We start from the raw sequence: 17,406 nt of genomic DNA, 5'->3' as shown, positions 1-17,406 counted from the left end.
GTGACCAGCCTGTCGACCTCGACCTCCACAGGTCTGAGCACCGCGACCAGCGGCATCAGCAGCCTGTCCACCGGCCTGAGCACGGTGTCGAGCACGGTCGACAGCCTGTCCACGGGCCTGAGCACCGCGACGAGCGGCATCAGCAGCCTGTCGACTGGCTTGAGCACGACGAACAGCAACGTGGCCAGCCTGTCGACCTCGACTTCGACCGGCCTGAGCACGGCGACGAGCAGCATCAGCAGCCTGTCCACCGGCCTGAGCACGACGAACAGCAACGTGGCCAGCCTGTCGACTTCGACCTCGACGGGCCTGAGCACCGCGACCAGCGGCATCACCAGTCTGTCGACCGGTGTCGGCAGCCTGTCGACCAGCCTGAGCACGACCAACGTCAACGTCAACAGCCTGAGCACGTCGGTCAACAACATCTACAACACCGGCACCAAGTACTTCCACGCCAACTCGACGGCGGCGGATGCCCAAGCCTCTGGCCAGGAAGCCGTGGCGATCGGCCCGCAATCGGTGGCCAGCGGCGCCAACTCGTTTGCAGCCGGCAACGGCGCCCGGGCCACGGCCGACGGCGCGGTGGCGGTGGGCTTCGGCGCCCAGGCGACGGGTGCGAACGCGATCGCCATCGGTACCGGGGCGCTGGCCACGGGCTCGCAGGCCATTGGTGTGAACTCCCGCGCAGGCGGCGGTGGCGTGGCGCTGGGCGACAACGCCGACGCAGGCGGTACGGCGCTGAGCCAGGCGCAGAACATTTCCAAGGGCACGGCCATCGGCTTCGGCGCCATCGTGCAGCAAAGCGGCGGCGTGGCGCTGGGCTCGGGCTCGGTGGCTTCCACCGCGGCGGGTGTGGCCGGCTACGTGCCGGGCAGCGCGACGGCGCAGCAGGCGGCGGCCATCAGGGCAACCACCAGCACGCAGGCCGCGGTGTCGGTGGGCGATGCGGCCTCCGGCCAGTATCGCCAGATCACCGGCGTGGCGGCAGGTACGGCCGACAGCGACGCCACCAACGTGGCGCAATTGAGGGCCACGGCCAATGCGGTTGCGGCCGGCGGCGTGCAGTACGCGACCAACCCGGACGGCTCGGTCAACTACAACCAGGTCACGCTGGGCGGCGGGCAGGCACCGGGCGGCACGCGCATCAGCAACGTGGCGCCGGGCGTGCTGCCGACGGACGCCGTGAACCTGAACCAGCTGAACCAGGTGAAGGGACAGGTCGGCGACGTGGCGCGCATCGCCTACTCGGGCACGGCCATGGCCTTCGCGATGTCGGGCACGTACCTGCCGACGCTGTACCCCGGCGAAAAGACCGTGGGCGTGGGTCTCGGCAGCTACAAGGGCTACAGCGCCGTTGCGCTGACATTCAAGGCGCTGTCCGATGACGGCAAGATGTCCTGGGGCGCGGGCCTGACGACCACGGGCAAGGAGTGGGGCATCAACGCCGGCATCGGCTGGAAGTGGAAGTAAGCAAGCCGCTGAATCGCCCCTGACCGGGCGGCTCCCGCGCTGACGGTGCGGGAGCCGTTTTTTTTTTGGTACACACTTCGCCCCCATGCGCATTGGTATTTCAGTCCTCACCCACGCGGGGCAGAACATCTGGGAAAACGGAATGGGGCAGAACGTCCTGTTTCTCGCCCGGCTGCTGCAACGCATCGAGTTCGTCGAATCCGTGACCCTGGTCGACGCCGGCGACCAGCCGAGCATGCCGCCACAGGTCGACCTGGCCGCCATGGGCCTGGCTTTCGGGCGGGCCCGCGACCTGACCGATGCGCTGGACGTGGTCATCGAGATGGCCGGCGCGCTCGACGTGCAATGGCTCTCCTACTTCCGCGCATGCGGCGGCCGCGTGGTGTTCCATTGCGTGGGCCAGCCCTTCGCGGCGCTGGCCGAGCCGATCGTGTTCACCGACAAGGGCCACTTCAGCAAGCCCGACCGCTGCGACGAGGTGTGGCTGCTGCCCAAGGACGCGGTGTTCGCGCCGATGATGCGCACCATGCACCGCTGCCCGGTGTTCGAGGTGCCGTATCTCTGGTCGCCGCAGTTCCTGGCCCAGCGCGTCGCGGAGGTCGAGGCCGCGGGCCACCGTTTCGGCTACACGCCGCGCACGGCCGAGCAGCCGGGGTTTCGGGTGGCGATCTTCGAGCCCAATATCTCGGTGGTGAAGTCCAGCAGCGTGCCCATGCTGATCTGCGACGGGACCTATCGCGCCGACCCAACCGCCGTGGCCTCGATGCAGGTGCTCAACACCCTGCACGTCAAGGACCACCCGACGATGCTGTACCTGGCGAACTCGCTCGACATCGTGCGCCAGCACAAGGCGATCTTCCACGGCCGGCACGACTTCGCGGGCTTCATGGTGCAGTTCGCCGATGCGGTGGTTTCGCACCAGTGGCAGAACGACCAGAACTACAGCTACCTCGATGCGCTCTACGGCAACTACCCGCTGGTGCACAACTCGCCCTGGCTGCGCGATGCCGGCTATTACTACCCCGACTTCGACATCGCCGCCGGCGCGGCGCAACTGCTGCAGGCGGTGCGCAGCCACGACAGGCAACTGCACGACTACCGCACGCGCTCCCTGCGGGTCTTCGAGACGCTCGATCCGCTCCACCGGGCGAACGTCGACGGCTATGCGCAGCGCCTGCTGCACCTGGTGGGCGGCAATGCCGCATTCCGTGCCGACGGCGTGAGGAGCGCCGCATGAGCGAAGCGCAGAAAAAGACCACCATGCCGGCCAAGCTGAAGGTCGGCGTTTCCATCTTTATCCGCAAGGGCGAGCAGAGCCTGTGGGAGAACGGCGTCTACCAGAACTGCCTGTTCCTCGTGATGCTGCTGCTGCGTTCGCCGCGCGTGGAAAGCGCCGTGCTGGTGGCCGGCGGCGGCGACGGCGGTCCTGCGGATGCAACCAATTTTCTGGCCGACTCGCCGGTGCCCATCATCGACATGGCCACGGCCGCACAAGAGCTCGATCTCATGATCGAGATGAGTGCCCAGCTGGCCATGTCGTGGTCCGTGGCGTTTCGCGAACGCGGCGGCAAGATCGTCTCGATGCGTGTGGGCAACGACTACGTGATCGACATCGAGCGGATGATCTTCGACAAGCCGCACGGCCTGCTGGTCTCTGGCGCACCATACGACGAGGTCTGGACGATCCCCGAGTACGAGGTGTCGTGCAAGCCTTACTTCGAGAGCACCTTCCGCGCGCCAGTGCGGCTGATGCCTCACCTCTGGAGCCCGATGGTGCTGGAGCGCGCCATGGCCCGCGCGCCGCAGAGTCCGCCGTTTGCCTACGAACCCGGCCGCAAGCAGTGGCGCGTGGCCATCTTCGAGCCCAACATCTGCATGGTGAAGACGAGCTTCATCCCGATGCTCGGCTGCGAGGCGGCGCACCGCGCGCAGCCGCGGCTGATCGAGAAGATGTGGGTCTACAACAGCTTCCATCTGAAGGACAAGCCGCTGTTCATCGGCTTCGCGCAAAGCCTGGACATCGTGCAGCACGGGCTGGCCACCTTCGAGGGGCGCTTCCCGGTCTACCAGGTGATGCCGGGCAAGATCGACGCCGTGTTCGCGCACCACTGGGAGAACGCGCAGAACTACCTCTACTACGAGGCCCTGTACGGCGGCTATCCGCTGATCCACAACTCGCACCTCATCGGCGACTGCGGCTACCGCTATCACGGCTTCGACTGCGAGGAGGGCGGTCGCGCCCTGCAGCGCGCCTTCGCCGAACACGACGCCGATCTGCCGGCCTACCGCGAACGCGCGCGCCGCTTCATCGCGACGCTCGACCCCGAGGGCGAGGACAACGTGCGAACGTACACCGCCGCCATCGAGAACCTTTACGCACGAGGACCGGGATGACGCCGAACCAACGATTCCCCCGCCTGCTGCTTGCCGCCCTGTCGTGGGGCGCTGCAGGTGTTGCACTCGCGCAGGGCGTGCTGGTGCCCCAGGCGCCACCGGCGGCGCCGCAGGACACGCTCACGCGCGCAGCAACCAGCGTGGGCATCAAGCGTTGCCTGCCCGCCATCACGCGGCTTTCCACGCTCACCGTGCAGGGCAGCCGCAGCCACGACGTGCTGCTCGACTGGGACCGCAAGCGCCCCGACGCCGGGCCGATGTTCTCGCTGATCGGCATGGAGTTTCCGAACGCCGGCGTGGCCGCGTCGATCACCGCCATTCCCGACGACAGCGGCGCCTGCACTGTGTCGGCCGAGCGCATCTCGGTCGCGCCCTTCACCTGCGCGAGCGTCGGGCAGCAGGAGCTGGCGAGCTACAAGATGACGCGGCTGCTGCCCAACTACGCGGTCTACACCGACGAGAAGGAGCCCACCTCCTCGGTCTCGCTGATCGATTCGCCGCCGGGCTGCCTGATCATCCGCCGCTACGTTGAATACGGCTGGCGGGACCCGGCCGCAGTTACTGGCGCAGCCCCGGCCGGTGCCGCGGGCCAGCCTCCGAAGAAGCGCTGAGCCAGTCACAGGCTTTCAAGCCGTCGCCTGCGCCGCCAACGCCGTCAGCGCCGCAGCGGTCTGCTCATCGGCCGGGAAGAACGATTCCACAGCCAGTTCCTGCAGCGTGACGTCCACCGGCGTGCCGAAGATGGTGGTGGTGCTGATGAAGCTCAGCACCCCGTTCGGCGTGACGAACTGGATCGGCACCGCAATGGCCGACAGTGCCGTGTCGATGGCGGGCAGGTCGTGGCTGACCGCGGGTGGAGGGTAGGCCTCCAGCTCGTCATGCAATTCCTGCAGCACCGCGTCGCCGGTGGCGGCGATCTGCTGCTGCAGCCGTTCGAGCAGATGGGTGCGCCATTGGGCGAGATTGGCAATGCGCGGAGCCACGCCGTCGGGATGCAGGCTCAGCCGCATCACGTTGATGGGCGCCTGCATCAACTCGGGCGCGGCGCCTTCCATCAGCATCGGCACCAGCGCGTTGTGCGCCACCAGGTTCCAGTGGCGGTCCACGGCCAGCGCGGGAAAGGGCTCGTGCCCCTTCAGCACCAGGTCGACAGCGCGGCGTGCGGCGGCCATCGCCGGATCGTCGAGCGAGCGCTGCCGGTACATCGGCGCAAAGCCCGCGGCCACCAGCAGCGCATTGCGTTCGCGCAGCGGCACCTCGAGACGCTCGGCCAGGCGCAGCACCATCTCGCGGCTGGGCGCGGCGCGGCCGGTTTCCACGTAGCTCAGGTGCCGGGTCGAGACCTCGGCCTCCTGCGCCAGGTCGAGCTGGCTCAGGCGGCGATGGGTGCGCCAGTGCCGCAGGTGGGCGCCGAACGGGTCGCGCGCGCCGGGCTGGCTGGCCTTGGACAGGTGGGAGCGGGTGATGTTCATGGGGCTGCATTCTGGCGCGCCGGCGGCGCGGCGCCATGACCTCCCAGGTCATCGACGCGATCCACGCCGGCCGGAATCATGGGCTCCAACGCGGCAGGGCTGGCTTGCGGCGTAACCCCCCAAGGAGATTCACATGTCCGTCTTCGCATCCCCCCGTTTCCTGCCCAACGTGATGTGGGCCGATGCCGCTTCCTGCGCCGCGACGGGCGCGCTGCAAGTGGCGTTCACCGGCGCACTGGCCAGGTTGACCGGCCTGCCGGCGCCGCTGCTCACGGGTACGGGCGTTTTTCTGCTGGCCTATGCGGCTGCCGCTGCTTTCATGGCCAGCCGCCGCGCGCCGCCGCGTACCCTCATCGGCCTGGTCGTCGCCGGCAACTTCGGCTGGGCCGTGGCCAGCGTCGCGCTGCTGGTGAGCGGCATCTTCCCGGTCACTGCGCTGGGCATGGCCTGGGTGCTGGCTCAGGTGGCCTGCGTGGTCGTGCTGGCCGAGCTGCAATGGACCGGGCTGCGCCGCACCCGCGGCGGTGCCCGCGTGGTTTCCGGCCTGGAGCCGGCTGGCCGCTGGTGAGATCGCGGAATGCCGGCGACACCCCTGTCCCCGGCATTTTTCGCCATGAGGAACATGGCCCGGCAAGGCGTCAGCAGGGAAGACCGACTACAGCCGTTGACATCGAACCCTGATATCTTTGAGAGGCTTCCACGAACAAACAGGAGTTCCCCCATGGCCAAAGCGCCGGCGCATGCCTTTGCGTCCACCCTCAAGACCTTCAAGACCGCATCGGGCAAGTCCGGCAAATACTGGTCCCTGAAGGAACTGGCCAAGCAGTACCCGACCATCGACCGCCTGCCGGTTTCCATCCGTATCGTGCTCGAATCGGTGCTGCGCAATTGCGACGGGCAGAAGGTCTCGGCCAAGCATGTCGAAGAGCTGGCCCACTGGGCGCCGAACGCCGAGCGCACCGACGAGATTCCTTTCGTCGTCACCCGCGTGGTGCTGCAGGACTTCACCGGGGTGCCGCTGCTGGCCGACCTGGCCGCCATGCGCAGCGTGGCCGCCAAGCTGGGCAAGTCGCCCAAGACCATCGAGCCGCTGGTGCCCGTCGACCTGGTGGTCGACCACTCGGTCATGGTCGACTACTACGGCACGCCCAAGGCGCTCGACCTGAACATGAAGCTGGAGTTCCAGCGCAATAACGAGCGCTACCAGTTCATGAAGTGGGGCATGCAGGCCTTCGACACCTTCCGCGTCGTGCCGCCGGGCTTCGGCATCGTGCACCAGGTCAACCTCGAATACTTCGCCCGCGGCGTCTACAAGAGCCCGGGCGACGCGAACGACGTGCCCACCTACTATCCCGACTCGCTGGTCGGCACCGACAGCCACACGACCATGATCAACGGCATCGGCGTGGTCGGCTGGGGCGTGGGCGGCATCGAGGCCGAGGCGGCCATGCTGGGCCAGCCGGTCTACATGCTCACGCCCGACGTGGTGGGCTTCGAGCTCACCGGCAAGCTGCGCGAAGGCGTGACGGCCACCGATCTGGTGCTGTACGTCACGTCCATCCTGCGGGCCGAGAAGGTCGTGGGCAAGTTCGTCGAGTTCTTCGGTCCCGGCGCGGCTTCCATCGCCGTGCCCGACCGCGCGACCATCGGCAACATGGCGCCCGAATACGGCGCGACCATGGGCTTCTTCCCGGTCGACGACATGACCGTGGCGTACTTCGAAGGCACCGGCCGCACCAAGGAAGAGGTCGAGCGCTTCGCCGCCTACTACAAGGCGCAGGGCCTGTACGGCATGCCCAACCCGGGCGACATCGACTACACGAAAATCGTCAGGCTCGACCTCGGCACCGTGTCCCCGAGCCTGGCCGGCCCGAAGCGCCCGCAGGACCGCATCGACCTTGGCCACCTGGCCACCAAGTTCTCCGAGCTCTACAGCAAGCCCAACGAAGCCAACGGCTTCAACCAGCCGGCCGACAAGCTCAAGCTGCGCTATCCGCTGAGCGTGAACGGCGTGCGCGGCGACGACGAAGCCGCGGCGCCGCCGCCCGGTGCGCCGCGCGACGTGATCGAGATGGTGGCCAACCGCTCGACCCACGCCGCGGCACACACCAGCGCCACCGCACCGCCGGCGCCCAAGGGCGAAGTCACCATCGGCAACGGCGACGTGCTGATCGCGGCCATCACCTCGTGCACCAACACCTCGAACCCGAGCGTGATGCTGGCCGCCGGCCTGCTCGCGAAGAAGGCTGTGGAGGCGGGGCTCACGGTCAAGCCGCACGTCAAGACCTCTCTGGCACCCGGCTCGCGCATCGTCACCGAATACCTGGAGAAGGCCGGCCTGCTGCCGTACCTCGAAAAGCTCGGCTTCTACCTCGCGGGCTACGGCTGCACCACCTGCATCGGCAACGCCGGCGACCTGACGCCCGAGATCAACGAGGCCATCACCAAGAACGACCTGATCGGCGCGGCCGTGCTGTCGGGCAACCGCAACTTCGAGGCGCGCATCCATCCGAACCTGAAGGCCAACTTCCTCGCCTCGCCGCCGCTGGTGGTGGCCTTCGCTATCGCCGGCAACGTGATGACCGACCTCATGACCGAGCCCGTGGGCAAGGGCCGGAACGGCAAGGACGTGTACCTGGGCGACATCTGGCCCACGCCGAAGGAAATCGACGAGAACCTGCGCTACGCGATGAATGCGAAATCGTTCCGCGAGAACTACGACAAGGTCAAGACCGACCCGGGCAAGTTCTGGAGCAGCATCGAGGGCACCAACGGCCAGGTGTACGACTGGCCGAAGTCGACCTACATCGCCGAGCCGCCGTTCTTCGAGGGCTTCAGGATGACGCCGCACGCGTCGGACGCGGGCTTCAAGGGCGCACGCGTCATGGCGCTGTTCGGCGACTCGATCACCACCGACCACATCTCGCCGGCCGGCTCCATCAAGGAAAGCTCGCCCGCGGGCATCTGGCTCAAGGCGCATGGCGTGGCCAAGGCCGACTTCAACAGCTACGGTTCGCGCCGCGGCAACCACGACGTGATGATGCGCGGCACCTTCGCCAACGTGCGCATCAAGAACCTGATGATTCCGCCGGACGCCAACGGCACGCAGGAAGAGGGCGGCGTCACGCTGTTCCAGCCCGGCAACGAGAAGATGTTCATCTACGACGCCGCCATGAAGTACATGGCGCAGGGCGTGCCGACGGTGGTGTTCGGCGGCGAGGAGTACGGTACCGGCTCCTCGCGCGACTGGGCGGCCAAGGGCACGCAGCTGCTGGGCATCAAGGCCGTGGTGGCGCGCAGCTTCGAGCGCATCCATCGCGCCAACCTGGTCGGCATGGGCGTGCTGCCGCTGCAGTTCCGCGGCGCCGATTCGTGGCAGACGCTGGGCCTCACCGGCGACGAGAAGATCGACGTGGTGATCGGCAGCGAGCTGAAGCCGCAGATGGACGTGAAGCTGGTCGTGCACCGCGCCGACGACACGCATCAGGAGGTGACGGTGCGCCTGCGCATCGACACGCCGATCGAGGTCGACTACTACAAGCACGGCGGCATCCTGCCCTTCGTGCTGCGGCAACTGCTGGAATAGCACGGGCTTGTTTTTCCGAGAGGCCTTTCTTCTTCCATGCTCCGCATCGGCCTCATTTCCGACACCCACGGGCTCCTGCGGCCCGAGGCCGTCGCTTTCCTGAAAGGCAGCGACTTCATCGTGCATGGCGGCGACATCGGCAGCGCCGGCATCCTCGAGGCGCTCGCAGCCATCGCGCCGCTGACGGCCGTGCGCGGCAACAACGACCGCGAGCCCTGGGCCGAGGCGATCGCTGAAACCGAACTGCTGGAATTCGGCGATGTGCGCCTCCATGCCATCCACGACCTCGCGCAACTCGGGATCGACCCGTCCGCGGCCGGCGTGCGCGTGGTCGTCTCGGGCCATTCGCACCAGCCGAAGATCGCGGAGCGCGGCGGCGTGCTGTACGTCAACCCGGGCAGCGCGGGCCCGCGCCGGTTCAAGCTGCCCATCGCCGTGGCCGAACTGCTGATCGACGGCGATGCCGTCACCGCACGCGTCGTCGAACTGGCCGCTTGAGCCCCGCACGGGGCGGCCGAACCGAGCGAAAACCCCCCGATTTGCCGGGCTTCCATGCTTTTGAGGGGGTTGGTCAGGTTTTTGTGAGTGAGAATTGCTAGCATCTAGCCTTTGCTTACCGGCGCGCCCGATATTCCGGGCGTCATCTCACCGTGCGAACCATCGATTTCGGCGCAGCACCGACCACCGCCGTCGCCCTGCGCCTCGACCAGCTTCCGAACAACCAGTGGGCGACCGTGCTCGACGTGGCGCGCCCCGAGGATGCGGACGGCCGCGAACTGGTCCTGCGCCTGACGGAAATCGGCTTCGTGCCCGGCGAGGCCGTGCGCATCGTCGCCAGCGGCATTCCGGGCCGCGAACCGCTGGCGGTCCGCCTCGGCCACACCACCTTCGCACTGCGCCGCCACGAGGCCGCGCTGATCCACGTCACGCCGGGAGCCGCCAACCATGGTTGAAGCCGTCATCCAGGGTCCCGGGCGCCTCGCGCCTACCGCTCAGCCCGGCCGTATCGCCTTGCTGGGCAACCCCAACTGCGGCAAGACCGCGCTGTTCAACCTGCTCACCGGCAGCCGCCAGAAGGTGGCCAACTACGCCGGCGTGACGGTCGAGCGCAAGGAAGGCACGCTGCGCACGCCATCGGGCCGCCGCGTGTTCGTGCTCGACCTGCCGGGTGCCTACAGCCTGAACGCGCTGAGCGCCGACGAGGCCGTCACCCGCGACGTCGTCACCGGCCGGAGCAAGGAAGCCTTGCCCGACCTGCTGGTGTGCGTCACCGACGCCACCAACCTGCGCCTGAACCTGCGGCTGGTGCTCGAGGCCAGGCGGCTGGGCCTGCCGATGGTGGTGGCGCTCAACATGACCGACATGGCCAGGAAGCAGGGCATCGCGGTCGACACGGCGGTGCTCTCTCGCGAACTGGGCGTGCCGGTCATCGAGACGGTCGGCGTGCACAGCGGTGGCGCGCAGGGCCTGCTCGAAGCGCTCGACACGCCCGTGGCCGCCGCTGCGCCGCGGCCCTGGCAGGCACCGGGGCTCGACGACGTGCTGGCCACGCAGCGCGAGGTGCGCCGCATCCTCGGCCTGGCGGTGAAGGAGCCGGCGGGCAGCCTCGCCACCAGCGACCGCATCGACCGCGTGGTGATGCATCCGCTGTGGGGCATGCTGGTGCTCGCCGTCACCATGTTCCTGATGTTCCAGGCCGTGTTCAGCTGGGCCAATGTGCCGATGGACGCCATCAAGGCCGGCACCGAGGGGCTGGGCAGCCTGCTCAAGGCGCACATGCCGGAGGGCATGCTGCAGAGCCTGCTGGTCGACGGGGTCATCGCCGGCGTGGGCGGCGTGATCGTCTTCCTGCCGCAGATCCTGATTCTTTTCCTCTTCATCCTCGCTCTGGAAGACTCGGGCTACCTGCCGCGTGCGGCCTTCCTGCTCGATCGCGTGATGGGCACCGTGGGCCTCTCGGGCCGCTCGTTCATTCCGCTGCTGTCGAGCTTCGCCTGCGCCATTCCCGGCGTGATGGCCACGCGCACCATCAGCAACTGGCGCGACCGCATCACGACCATCATGATCGCGCCGCTCATGACCTGCTCGGCGCGGCTGCCGGTGTATGCGCTGCTGATTGCGGCCTTCATTCCGGCGCGCACGGTGGGCGGCGTGTTCAACCTGCAGGGCGTGGTGCTGTTCGCGCTGTACGTGTTCGGCATCGTCTCGGCGATGGCCGTGGCCTGGGTGATGAAGCGCTTTCGCGACAGCACCTCGCATTCGCCGCTGCTGATGGAGCTGCCCGCCTACCGCTGGCCGAACCCGCGCAACCTGGCGCTGGGCCTGTACGAACGGGCTTGGATCTTCATCCAGCGCGTGGGCACGATCATCCTCACGCTGACCATCCTGCTGTGGTTCCTGTCGACCTTCCCCTCGCCGCCGGAAGGCGCGACCGGGCCGGCCATCCAGTACAGCCTGGCCGGCATGATCGGCCGCGGGCTGGAGCACATCTTCGCGCCCATCGGCTTCAACTGGCAGATCTCGATCGCGCTGGTGCCGGGCATGGCGGCGCGCGAGGTGGCCGTGGGAGCGCTCGGCACGGTGTATGCGCTGTCGGCCACGGGCGACGACGTGGCGGGGCAGCTGGAGCCGCTGATCGCGGGCAGCTGGTCGCTGGCTACCGCGCTGTCGCTGCTGGTCTGGTACGTGTTCGCGCCGCAGTGCATCTCGACGCTCGCGGCCGTGAAGCGCGAGACAGGCTCGTGGAAGTACGTCTGGATCATGGCCGGCTATCTCTTTGCGCTGGCCTACATGGCGTGCTTCATCACCTACCGCGTTGCACTGGCACTCGGAGCGGGGTAAAAAAGCAAACCCCCAGGCTTGCCCACTTCGTGTGGCTGCCCACCCCCTTGCAGGGGGGCAATACCGGCGGCCCGGCGAAGCCGGTTCCGCGGTATTCCCCGCGGTATAGGCTTCGGGATTGGAGTATTTGAGATATGACGCAACAACTGATCGTCGGATTGATCGTCGCGGCAGCCGCGCTCTATGCGGTCTGGCGCTGGATGCCCGCGGGCTGGCGCCGCGGTGCGGCGCAGAAGCTCGCGGCCGGTACGCACCGCGCGGGCTGGGTCGACGAAGTCCGCGCGAAGGAGCTGGCCGCCTCGCTGGCAAAGACCTCGGGCTGCGGCTCTTGCGACAGCTGTGGAAGCTGCGCTCCCAAGACTCCCCTGAAGCAACCCGAAGCCGACCAGGGCGCTATCGCGCCGTCGTCCACGCACGGCCGCTGAGCCGATGCCCGCGCACATCCTCGTCGCCGGGGGCGGCATCGGAGGGCTGGCCGTTGCGCTGGCGCTGTCCCGCCAACGGCACCGGGCCGACGTCTTCGAACAGGCCGCGGCTTTCGGCGAAATCGGCGCCGGCGTGCAGCTCGGCCCCAACGCCACGCGGCGCCTTCAGCAACTCGACCTGGGCTCCGGGCTCGCGGCCATTGCGGCGCGGCCCGATGCGCTCGCGGTGCACAGCGCCGAAGGCGGCTCGGAGCTGGCTCGCATGCCGCTCGGAGACGCCATGCAGCAGCGCTACGGCGCTCCCTATTTCTGCGTGCATCGCGCCGATCTGCACGGCCTGCTGCTCGATGCCGTACGCGCACGCGGCACCGGCACGCTCGTCACCGCGGCGCACATCACGCAGGTGGAAACCAGCGACGACCTCGTGTGCCTGTCGAGCGCCGATGCGCGCGCCTGGGAAGGCGAAGCCGTCGTCGGGGCCGATGGCCTATGGAGCATGGTGCGGCAGGAGCTCGACTCCGCGTCTGCCGCGCAACCGCCGCGCGTCACCGGCCACACGGCCTGGCGCGCCATGGCCGAGCAGGCGAGGCTGCCCGCTGCATTGCGCCGCCGGCAAGTCGACGTCTGGCTCGGCCCGCGCCTGCATGCGGTGGCGTACCCGGTGCGCGGCGGCGATTGGCTCAACGTGGTTGTCATTGCCGAGTCCGCCCCCGCAGGCGATGCGCGCGACTGGGACCAGGCCGGCAGCATCGCCGCGCTGAAGCAGGCCATGGGCCGCAGCTGCGCGGGCCTGCAGGCGCTGCTCGACGCCATGCCCGGCTGGCGCGCGTGGTCGCTCGGTGACCGCGCACCCCTGAGCGGCGCGGCCGACATGGCGCACGAGCGCATCGCGCTGGTAGGCGATGCGGCGCATCCGATGGTGCCGTACCTCGCGCAGGGCGCGGGCATGGCCATCGAAGACGCGGTGGCGCTGGCCGATGCGCTGGGCGACGGCAGCGCCGCCGACGTACCCGCCGCGTTCGCGCGCTATGCCGAGGCGCGCTGGGCACGCAATGCGCAGGTGCAGGCGCGTGCGCGCCGCAACGGCGAGATCTTCCACGCCACGGGCGCAATGCGGTTGGGGCGCGACATGGCGATGCGCTTGTTGGGAGCAAAGCTGCTCGACCAGCCGTGGCTGTACGGCGGTTGATGCTTGTGTCCCCCGGGGTGCGTGCACAGGCCACGCATCACGCAAGGAGAGTTCGTTTCACAGCTGAAAAGTCTGCAGGTGCTCGATGCGCTCTGCAAGCCCTTCCTGCCCCAGGTAGTGGCCGTGCTTGTCGGCGAGCGTGGTCTTCAGTTCGAGCAGCATCGCATCGCGGTCCGCGGTGAAGGCCGGCTGCACGTCGATGCCCGCCCGCGCACAGGCATCCGCGATCAGGTGCGCGCTCGCGGGCGCACCGCAGGCCGCGCACTTGACGATCGCAGCCACGTTGGGCTCCGCGCCGTTGGCCAGCAGCGCGCTCGTGAGTTCGGGCGCGATCTGTCCATCGATGTTGCGCAGTGCATCGGCCGCCACTGGCGCACCCGCACGCACCAGTGCCGCGGCCGCGGCGAAAGCGCCGTGCCCCACCGCGACGTCGGTCGCGAGCGCGCTACCTTGCAGCGGGCCGTCGAAGTCCACGCCCGCGGCGGCGAGCTCGGCGACCAGCTCGGCATCGTCGGTCGCGATGGCATGGCGCAGCGCCACGCGTGCAAGCGAGGGCTGGTGGCGCAGCGTGCCCGCGGCCAGCGGCGAGCGCCAGTCGGCCACGGCACGGGAATAGAAGGCCACCAGCTTGTCCATCAGGTCAAGGTCGAGTCCGTGCTCCTCGTGGCGGTCGTCGAGGTATTCGAGCAGCGTCTGCCCCGAGAAGTAATCGCCCGTGGGAGCCAGCGGGTCTTCTTCCAGGTGCAGAGCCGCGAAGGCACCCATGAGGTCGGGCGCGATGGTGTTCACGCTGTCTTCGTGCAGCGCATGCGTCCATGCCGGCGGCAGGCCCTTCTTCCAGGCGATGACCTGCCCGTGCCCGGCGCCGGGCTCCACCACCGCGTAGATGCGGTCGGTGTATTCGAAGCCGCCGAAAGGCAGGTGCGTGAGCTTGCCGCTCCACGCCGTGCCGCCTTTCTGCGCGGCTTCCTCGGCCAGTTCGAGTTCGTGCGCGATCCAGCCCTGCAGGTCGTGGTAGCCGTCGCTGCCGTTCCAGAACAGCTCGTTCCAGCTGATGGCCTCGAGATTGCCGTTCATCTCGAGCGACAGGTCGTAGTCGAGCCGCCCGCCCGCGGTCTGCAGCCACAGCGCGAGCAGCGCTTCGGGGACCGGGCCCGCGCACTGGGCCTGCACGGCATCGATCTGCTGCCGCGGCATCGGCGGCTGCGCATCGAAGATCACGCGGTCGGCGAACAGCACGACGCCATGTTCGCGCAAGGTGGAAAGCTCGTCGGGTGTGAACCGGATGTCGTTCATGGCGGTGGCCTCCGTTGTTTCCAAAAATGTAGCGCTTTGCGCCAGCGGAGCAATCCGGACCACCCCAGCTTTATTAGGGCGTTTGCGTGGCTTGTGCGCCTACAGATCGGTGCGCAGCTTCCAGATCTCGGGAAACAGCACCACGTCGAGCATCTTGCGCAGGTAGCTCACGCCGCCCGTGCCGCCGGTGCCGCGCTTGAAGCCGATCACACGCTCCACCGTCGTCACGTGGCGGAAGCGCCAGAGGCGGAATGCATCTTCGAGGTCGGTGAGCTTTTCGCCGAGCTGGTACAGGTCCCAGTGATCGTGCGGGTTCCGGTAGACCGTGAGCCACGCGGCTTCGACGCCGTCGCTCGCCTCGTAGGGCTGGGTCCAGTCGCGTTCCAGCCGGTCGGCGGGCACAGGAAGGCCGCGGCGCGCCAGCAGGCGAAGCGACTCGTCGTACAGGGAGGGGGCGCGATAGGCCGCCTCGACCTGCGCGAGCAGGTCGGCACGGTGCGCGTGCGGCTTGAGCATGGCGGCGTTCTTGTTGCCGAGCGCGAACTCGATGCAGCGGTACTGCGCGCTCTGGAAGCCGCTGGAGTTGGCGAGGTAGGGGCGCATCGCCGTGTACTCGGGCGGCGTCATGGTCGAGAGCACGGTCCATGCGCTCACCAGCTGTTCCATGATGCGGCTCACGCGCGCGAGCATCTTGAAGGCGTCGGCCAGCTTCTCGTCGGCGATGCAGCCGATGGCCGCGCGCAACTCGTGCAGCATGAGCTTCATCCAGAGTTCGCTGGTCTGGTGTTGCACGATGAACAGCATCTCGTCGTGCGCGGGCGATAGCGGGTGCTGGGCGTTGAGGATCTCGTCGAGGTGCAGGTAGTCGCCGTAGCTCATGGACTTGCTGAAATCCAGTTGCGCCTTTTCTTCGTGTACGATTTTTTCGGTGCTCATGATGTTTGCTGGTTGGTCATCGCCAGACCACGGCGGTGTAGGAGGGGAGGCCCATGCCGGACTCTTTCCTGGGGTAGACGAAGCGCACGGCTTCGTCCTTGCGCTTGAACTGCTGGTAGGTTTCGCCGCCCGGGATGCGGCCTTTCTCGGCCGGTGCGTAGCCGGCGTTGCGCACTTCCTTCACGAGGCGATCGAAGGCGGCCTTGTCGGTCAGCGAGAGCTGGATGCTGTTCTCGCTGCCGCGGCTTTCCACATAGGTGGACTTCATGAGATGCGTGGTCTGGCCGTCGACGAACTTCTCGTACTCGATCATGCTGACCTCGTCGGTCACGGTCTTGTCGGCATACGAGAAGCCCTGGCGCCTGATCTCCTGGCGGAAGGCGTCGGGCGACAGGACGACGAAGGCCTTCAGTTGCGGCAGCGTGAAGTTCGGCTGCTGTGCAAGGGCGGGGGCTGCCGCCATCAGCAGCGCGGCGGAAAGAGCGAGCAATGCGTGTTTCATGATGCGGCGCCGCTCAGGTGACGGCGTTCTTGCGGTTGAACTCTTCGCGCTTCCACTCGCCCGTCTCGAGCACCTGCACGAGGTGCTCGACCGAGTTCCACACGTCCTCGAAGCCGATGTACAGCGGCGTGAAGCCGAAGCGCAGGATGTCGGGCATCTGCGAGTCGCCGGCGCGGTAGTCGCCGATGACGCCGCGCGCGATCAGCGCCTGCACGATGGCGTAGGCGCCTTCTTCACGGCTCAGGCAGACCTGCGAGCCGCGTTGGGCGTGATCGCGTGGGGTGATGAGCGAGAGGCCCTGGCCGGCGCAGCGTTCTTCCACCAGCTTGATGAAGAGATCGGTCAGCGCGAGCGACTTCGTGCGCAGCGCTGCCATCGCGCCGTGATCGCCGTTGAAGGCTTCGGCCGCGAGCACGGTGTCGAGACCGCATTCCAGGCCCGCGAGCGCGATGATCGGCTGCGTGCCGCAGAGGTACCGCCCGACGCCTGGGGCCGGGCGATAGTGCGGCGTGAACTCGAAGGGCGCCGCGTGGCCCCACCAGCCCGACAGCGGCTGCTCGAACTGGCCCGCATGCTTCGTGTGCACCCATGCGAAGGCCGGTGCGCCGGGGCCGCCGTTGAGGTACTTGTAGCCGCAGCCGATCGCGTAGTCGGCGTTGCTCTCGTTGAGCGCGACCGGCACCGCGCCCGCGCTGTGCGCGAGGTCCCACACCGTGAGCGCGCCCGCGGCGTGCGCGGCGGCGGTGACGGCTTTCATGTCGTGCATGGCGCCGGTGCGGTAGTTCACGTGCGTCAGCATCAGCACGGCCACTTCGTCGGTCAGAACGTCCGGCAGTTCGCTCGCATCGATCAGCTTGAGCGTGAAGCCGCGTTCGCGGCACAGCGACTCGGCGATGTAGAGGTCGGTCGGAAAGTTGCTGCGTTCGCTCACCACCAGCTTTCGGCCACTGTCCTTGTGCTGCGACAGCGCAGCGAACAGCACCTTGTAGAGATTGACCGAGGTGCTGTCGGTGCACACCACTTCGCCGGGCGCGGCGCCGATCAGTCGGGCTACCTTGTCACCCAGGCGTTGCGGCAGGTCGAACCAGCTTGCGGTGTTCCACGAGCGGATCAGGCCTTCGCCCCATTCCTTCGTCACGACTTCGGCGATGCGCGCCGCGGCGGCCGTGGGCATCACGCCGAGCGAGTTGCCGTCGAGGTAGAGCACGTCCTCGGGAATGGTGAATTGGTCGCGCAAGGCGCGCAGCGGGTCTTGCGCGTCGAGCGCGCGGCAGTCTGCAAGGGTCGTCATGTTG

Annotated in this window: 16 protein-coding genes; 11 read left to right on the top strand and 5 right to left on the bottom strand. The window is 68.0% G+C overall.

Annotated elements, in window-relative coordinates; all coding sequences use genetic code 11:
• From PMI12_RS27815 to PMI12_RS09265, 4 genes are all read left to right on the top strand, one after another.
• A partial coding sequence (locus PMI12_RS27815) for a YadA family autotransporter adhesin (protein WP_237726059.1) occupies nt 1-1,470 on the top strand: 1,470 nt, incomplete at its 5' end.
• 85 nt (nt 1,471-1,555) lie between these two features.
• Complete coding sequence (locus PMI12_RS09275) at nt 1,556-2,707, top strand: DUF2827 family protein (protein ID WP_007831376.1); 1,152 nt, start codon at nt 1,556-1,558, stop codon at nt 2,705-2,707.
• A complete protein-coding gene (locus PMI12_RS09270) occupies nt 2,704-3,864 on the top strand; it encodes a DUF2827 domain-containing protein (RefSeq protein ID WP_007831374.1) in 1,161 nt (386 codons plus the stop codon). The genes PMI12_RS09275 and PMI12_RS09270 overlap by 4 nt, the downstream gene beginning before the upstream one ends.
• Nucleotides 3,861-4,475 carry a hypothetical protein gene (locus PMI12_RS09265; protein WP_007831373.1) on the top strand — a complete coding sequence of 205 codons (615 nt, stop codon included), beginning with the start codon at nt 3,861-3,863 and terminating at the stop codon, nt 4,473-4,475. Before PMI12_RS09270 ends, PMI12_RS09265 begins: the two co-directional genes overlap by 4 nt.
• Nucleotides 4,476-4,490: 15 nt before the next feature.
• Here PMI12_RS09265 and PMI12_RS09260 read toward each other — a convergent pair whose 3' ends face one another.
• Nucleotides 4,491-5,336, bottom strand: a complete 846-nt coding sequence (locus PMI12_RS09260) for a helix-turn-helix domain-containing protein (RefSeq protein WP_007831371.1) — start codon at nt 5,334-5,336, stop codon at nt 4,491-4,493.
• Nucleotides 5,337-5,469: 133 nt separating this feature from the next.
• Between PMI12_RS09260 and PMI12_RS09255 the strand changes: the two genes are divergently transcribed.
• The 7 genes from PMI12_RS09255 to PMI12_RS09225 all read left to right on the top strand — a co-directional run bounded on the left by PMI12_RS09255 (nt 5,470) and on the right by PMI12_RS09225 (nt 13,377).
• Nucleotides 5,470-5,904, top strand: coding sequence for a hypothetical protein (locus PMI12_RS09255; protein ID WP_007831369.1), 435 nt, complete (start codon nt 5,470-5,472; stop codon nt 5,902-5,904).
• A gap of 153 nt (nt 5,905-6,057) precedes the next feature.
• Nucleotides 6,058-8,922, top strand: coding sequence for an aconitate hydratase (locus PMI12_RS09250; protein WP_007831367.1), 2,865 nt, complete (start codon nt 6,058-6,060; stop codon nt 8,920-8,922).
• 36 nt (nt 8,923-8,958) lie between these two features.
• The gene (locus tag PMI12_RS09245; protein ID WP_007831366.1) at nt 8,959-9,420 is read left to right on the top strand and encodes a metallophosphoesterase family protein; all 462 of its coding nucleotides are present in this window, start codon (nt 8,959-8,961) and stop codon (nt 9,418-9,420) included.
• A 152-nt stretch (nt 9,421-9,572) separates the two neighbouring features.
• Nucleotides 9,573-9,875 (top strand): FeoA family protein, encoded by a 303-nt coding sequence (locus PMI12_RS09240; protein ID WP_007831365.1) that lies wholly within the window; start codon nt 9,573-9,575, stop codon nt 9,873-9,875.
• Entirely contained in the window at nt 9,868-11,763 is a 1,896-nt protein-coding gene (gene feoB, locus PMI12_RS09235; protein WP_007831364.1) for a ferrous iron transporter B, read from the top strand. Before PMI12_RS09240 ends, feoB begins: the two co-directional genes overlap by 8 nt.
• A 134-nt stretch (nt 11,764-11,897) precedes the next feature.
• Nucleotides 11,898-12,188 (top strand): DUF6587 family protein, encoded by a 291-nt coding sequence (locus tag PMI12_RS09230; RefSeq protein WP_007831363.1) that lies wholly within the window; start codon nt 11,898-11,900, stop codon nt 12,186-12,188.
• 4 nt (nt 12,189-12,192) lie between these two features.
• Nucleotides 12,193-13,377 (top strand): FAD-dependent monooxygenase, encoded by a 1,185-nt coding sequence (locus tag PMI12_RS09225; protein WP_007831362.1) that lies wholly within the window; start codon nt 12,193-12,195, stop codon nt 13,375-13,377.
• Nucleotides 13,378-13,434: 57 nt separating this feature from the next.
• Here the strand turns inward: PMI12_RS09225 and PMI12_RS09220 are convergent, their stop codons facing one another.
• From PMI12_RS09220 to kynU, 4 genes are all read right to left on the bottom strand, one after another.
• Nucleotides 13,435-14,673, bottom strand: a complete 1,239-nt coding sequence (locus PMI12_RS09220) for a hypothetical protein (RefSeq protein ID WP_007831361.1) — start codon at nt 14,671-14,673, stop codon at nt 13,435-13,437.
• A 99-nt stretch (nt 14,674-14,772) separates the two neighbouring features.
• Nucleotides 14,773-15,609 carry a tryptophan 2,3-dioxygenase gene (kynA, locus tag PMI12_RS09215; RefSeq protein WP_007831360.1) on the bottom strand — a complete coding sequence of 279 codons (837 nt, stop codon included), beginning with the start codon at nt 15,607-15,609 and terminating at the stop codon, nt 14,773-14,775.
• A gap of 16 nt (nt 15,610-15,625) precedes the next feature.
• Nucleotides 15,626-16,111, bottom strand: a complete 486-nt coding sequence (locus tag PMI12_RS09210; RefSeq protein WP_007831359.1) for a hypothetical protein — start codon at nt 16,109-16,111, stop codon at nt 15,626-15,628.
• A 13-nt stretch (nt 16,112-16,124) separates the two neighbouring features.
• Nucleotides 16,125-17,402 carry a kynureninase gene (kynU, locus tag PMI12_RS09205; protein WP_042673085.1) on the bottom strand — a complete coding sequence of 426 codons (1,278 nt, stop codon included), beginning with the start codon at nt 17,400-17,402 and terminating at the stop codon, nt 16,125-16,127.
• Nucleotides 17,403-17,406: the final 4 nt, after the last annotated feature.

The organism is Variovorax sp. CF313 (genome assembly GCF_000282635.1).
In the GTDB taxonomy this organism is placed as follows: domain Bacteria; phylum Pseudomonadota; class Gammaproteobacteria; order Burkholderiales; family Burkholderiaceae_C; genus Variovorax.
This window is presented reverse-complemented; position numbering and strand designations above follow the sequence as displayed.

Excerpts from the sequence above, each read along its gene's own strand:
- PMI12_RS09275 (WP_007831376.1), top strand. The coding sequence starts at position 1,556 with ATGCGCATTGGTATTTCAGTCCTCACCCACGCGGGGCAGAACATCTGG.
- PMI12_RS09270 (WP_007831374.1), top strand. The coding sequence starts at position 2,704 with ATGAGCGAAGCGCAGAAAAAGACCACCATGCCGGCCAAGCTGAAGGTC.
- PMI12_RS09265 (WP_007831373.1), top strand. The coding sequence starts at position 3,861 with ATGACGCCGAACCAACGATTCCCCCGCCTGCTGCTTGCCGCCCTGTCG.
- PMI12_RS09260 (WP_007831371.1), bottom strand. The coding sequence starts at position 5,336 with ATGAACATCACCCGCTCCCACCTGTCCAAGGCCAGCCAGCCCGGCGCG.
- PMI12_RS09255 (WP_007831369.1), top strand. The coding sequence starts at position 5,470 with ATGTCCGTCTTCGCATCCCCCCGTTTCCTGCCCAACGTGATGTGGGCC.
- PMI12_RS09250 (WP_007831367.1), top strand. The coding sequence starts at position 6,058 with ATGGCCAAAGCGCCGGCGCATGCCTTTGCGTCCACCCTCAAGACCTTC.
- PMI12_RS09245 (WP_007831366.1), top strand. The coding sequence starts at position 8,959 with ATGCTCCGCATCGGCCTCATTTCCGACACCCACGGGCTCCTGCGGCCC.
- feoB (WP_007831364.1), top strand. The coding sequence starts at position 9,868 with ATGGTTGAAGCCGTCATCCAGGGTCCCGGGCGCCTCGCGCCTACCGCT.
- PMI12_RS09230 (WP_007831363.1), top strand. The coding sequence starts at position 11,898 with ATGACGCAACAACTGATCGTCGGATTGATCGTCGCGGCAGCCGCGCTC.
- PMI12_RS09225 (WP_007831362.1), top strand. The coding sequence starts at position 12,193 with ATGCCCGCGCACATCCTCGTCGCCGGGGGCGGCATCGGAGGGCTGGCC.
- PMI12_RS09220 (WP_007831361.1), bottom strand. The coding sequence starts at position 14,673 with ATGAACGACATCCGGTTCACACCCGACGAGCTTTCCACCTTGCGCGAA.
- kynA (WP_007831360.1), bottom strand. The coding sequence starts at position 15,609 with ATGAGCACCGAAAAAATCGTACACGAAGAAAAGGCGCAACTGGATTTC.
- PMI12_RS09210 (WP_007831359.1), bottom strand. The coding sequence starts at position 16,111 with ATGAAACACGCATTGCTCGCTCTTTCCGCCGCGCTGCTGATGGCGGCA.
- kynU (WP_042673085.1), bottom strand. The coding sequence starts at position 17,402 with ATGACGACCCTTGCAGACTGCCGCGCGCTCGACGCGCAAGACCCGCTG.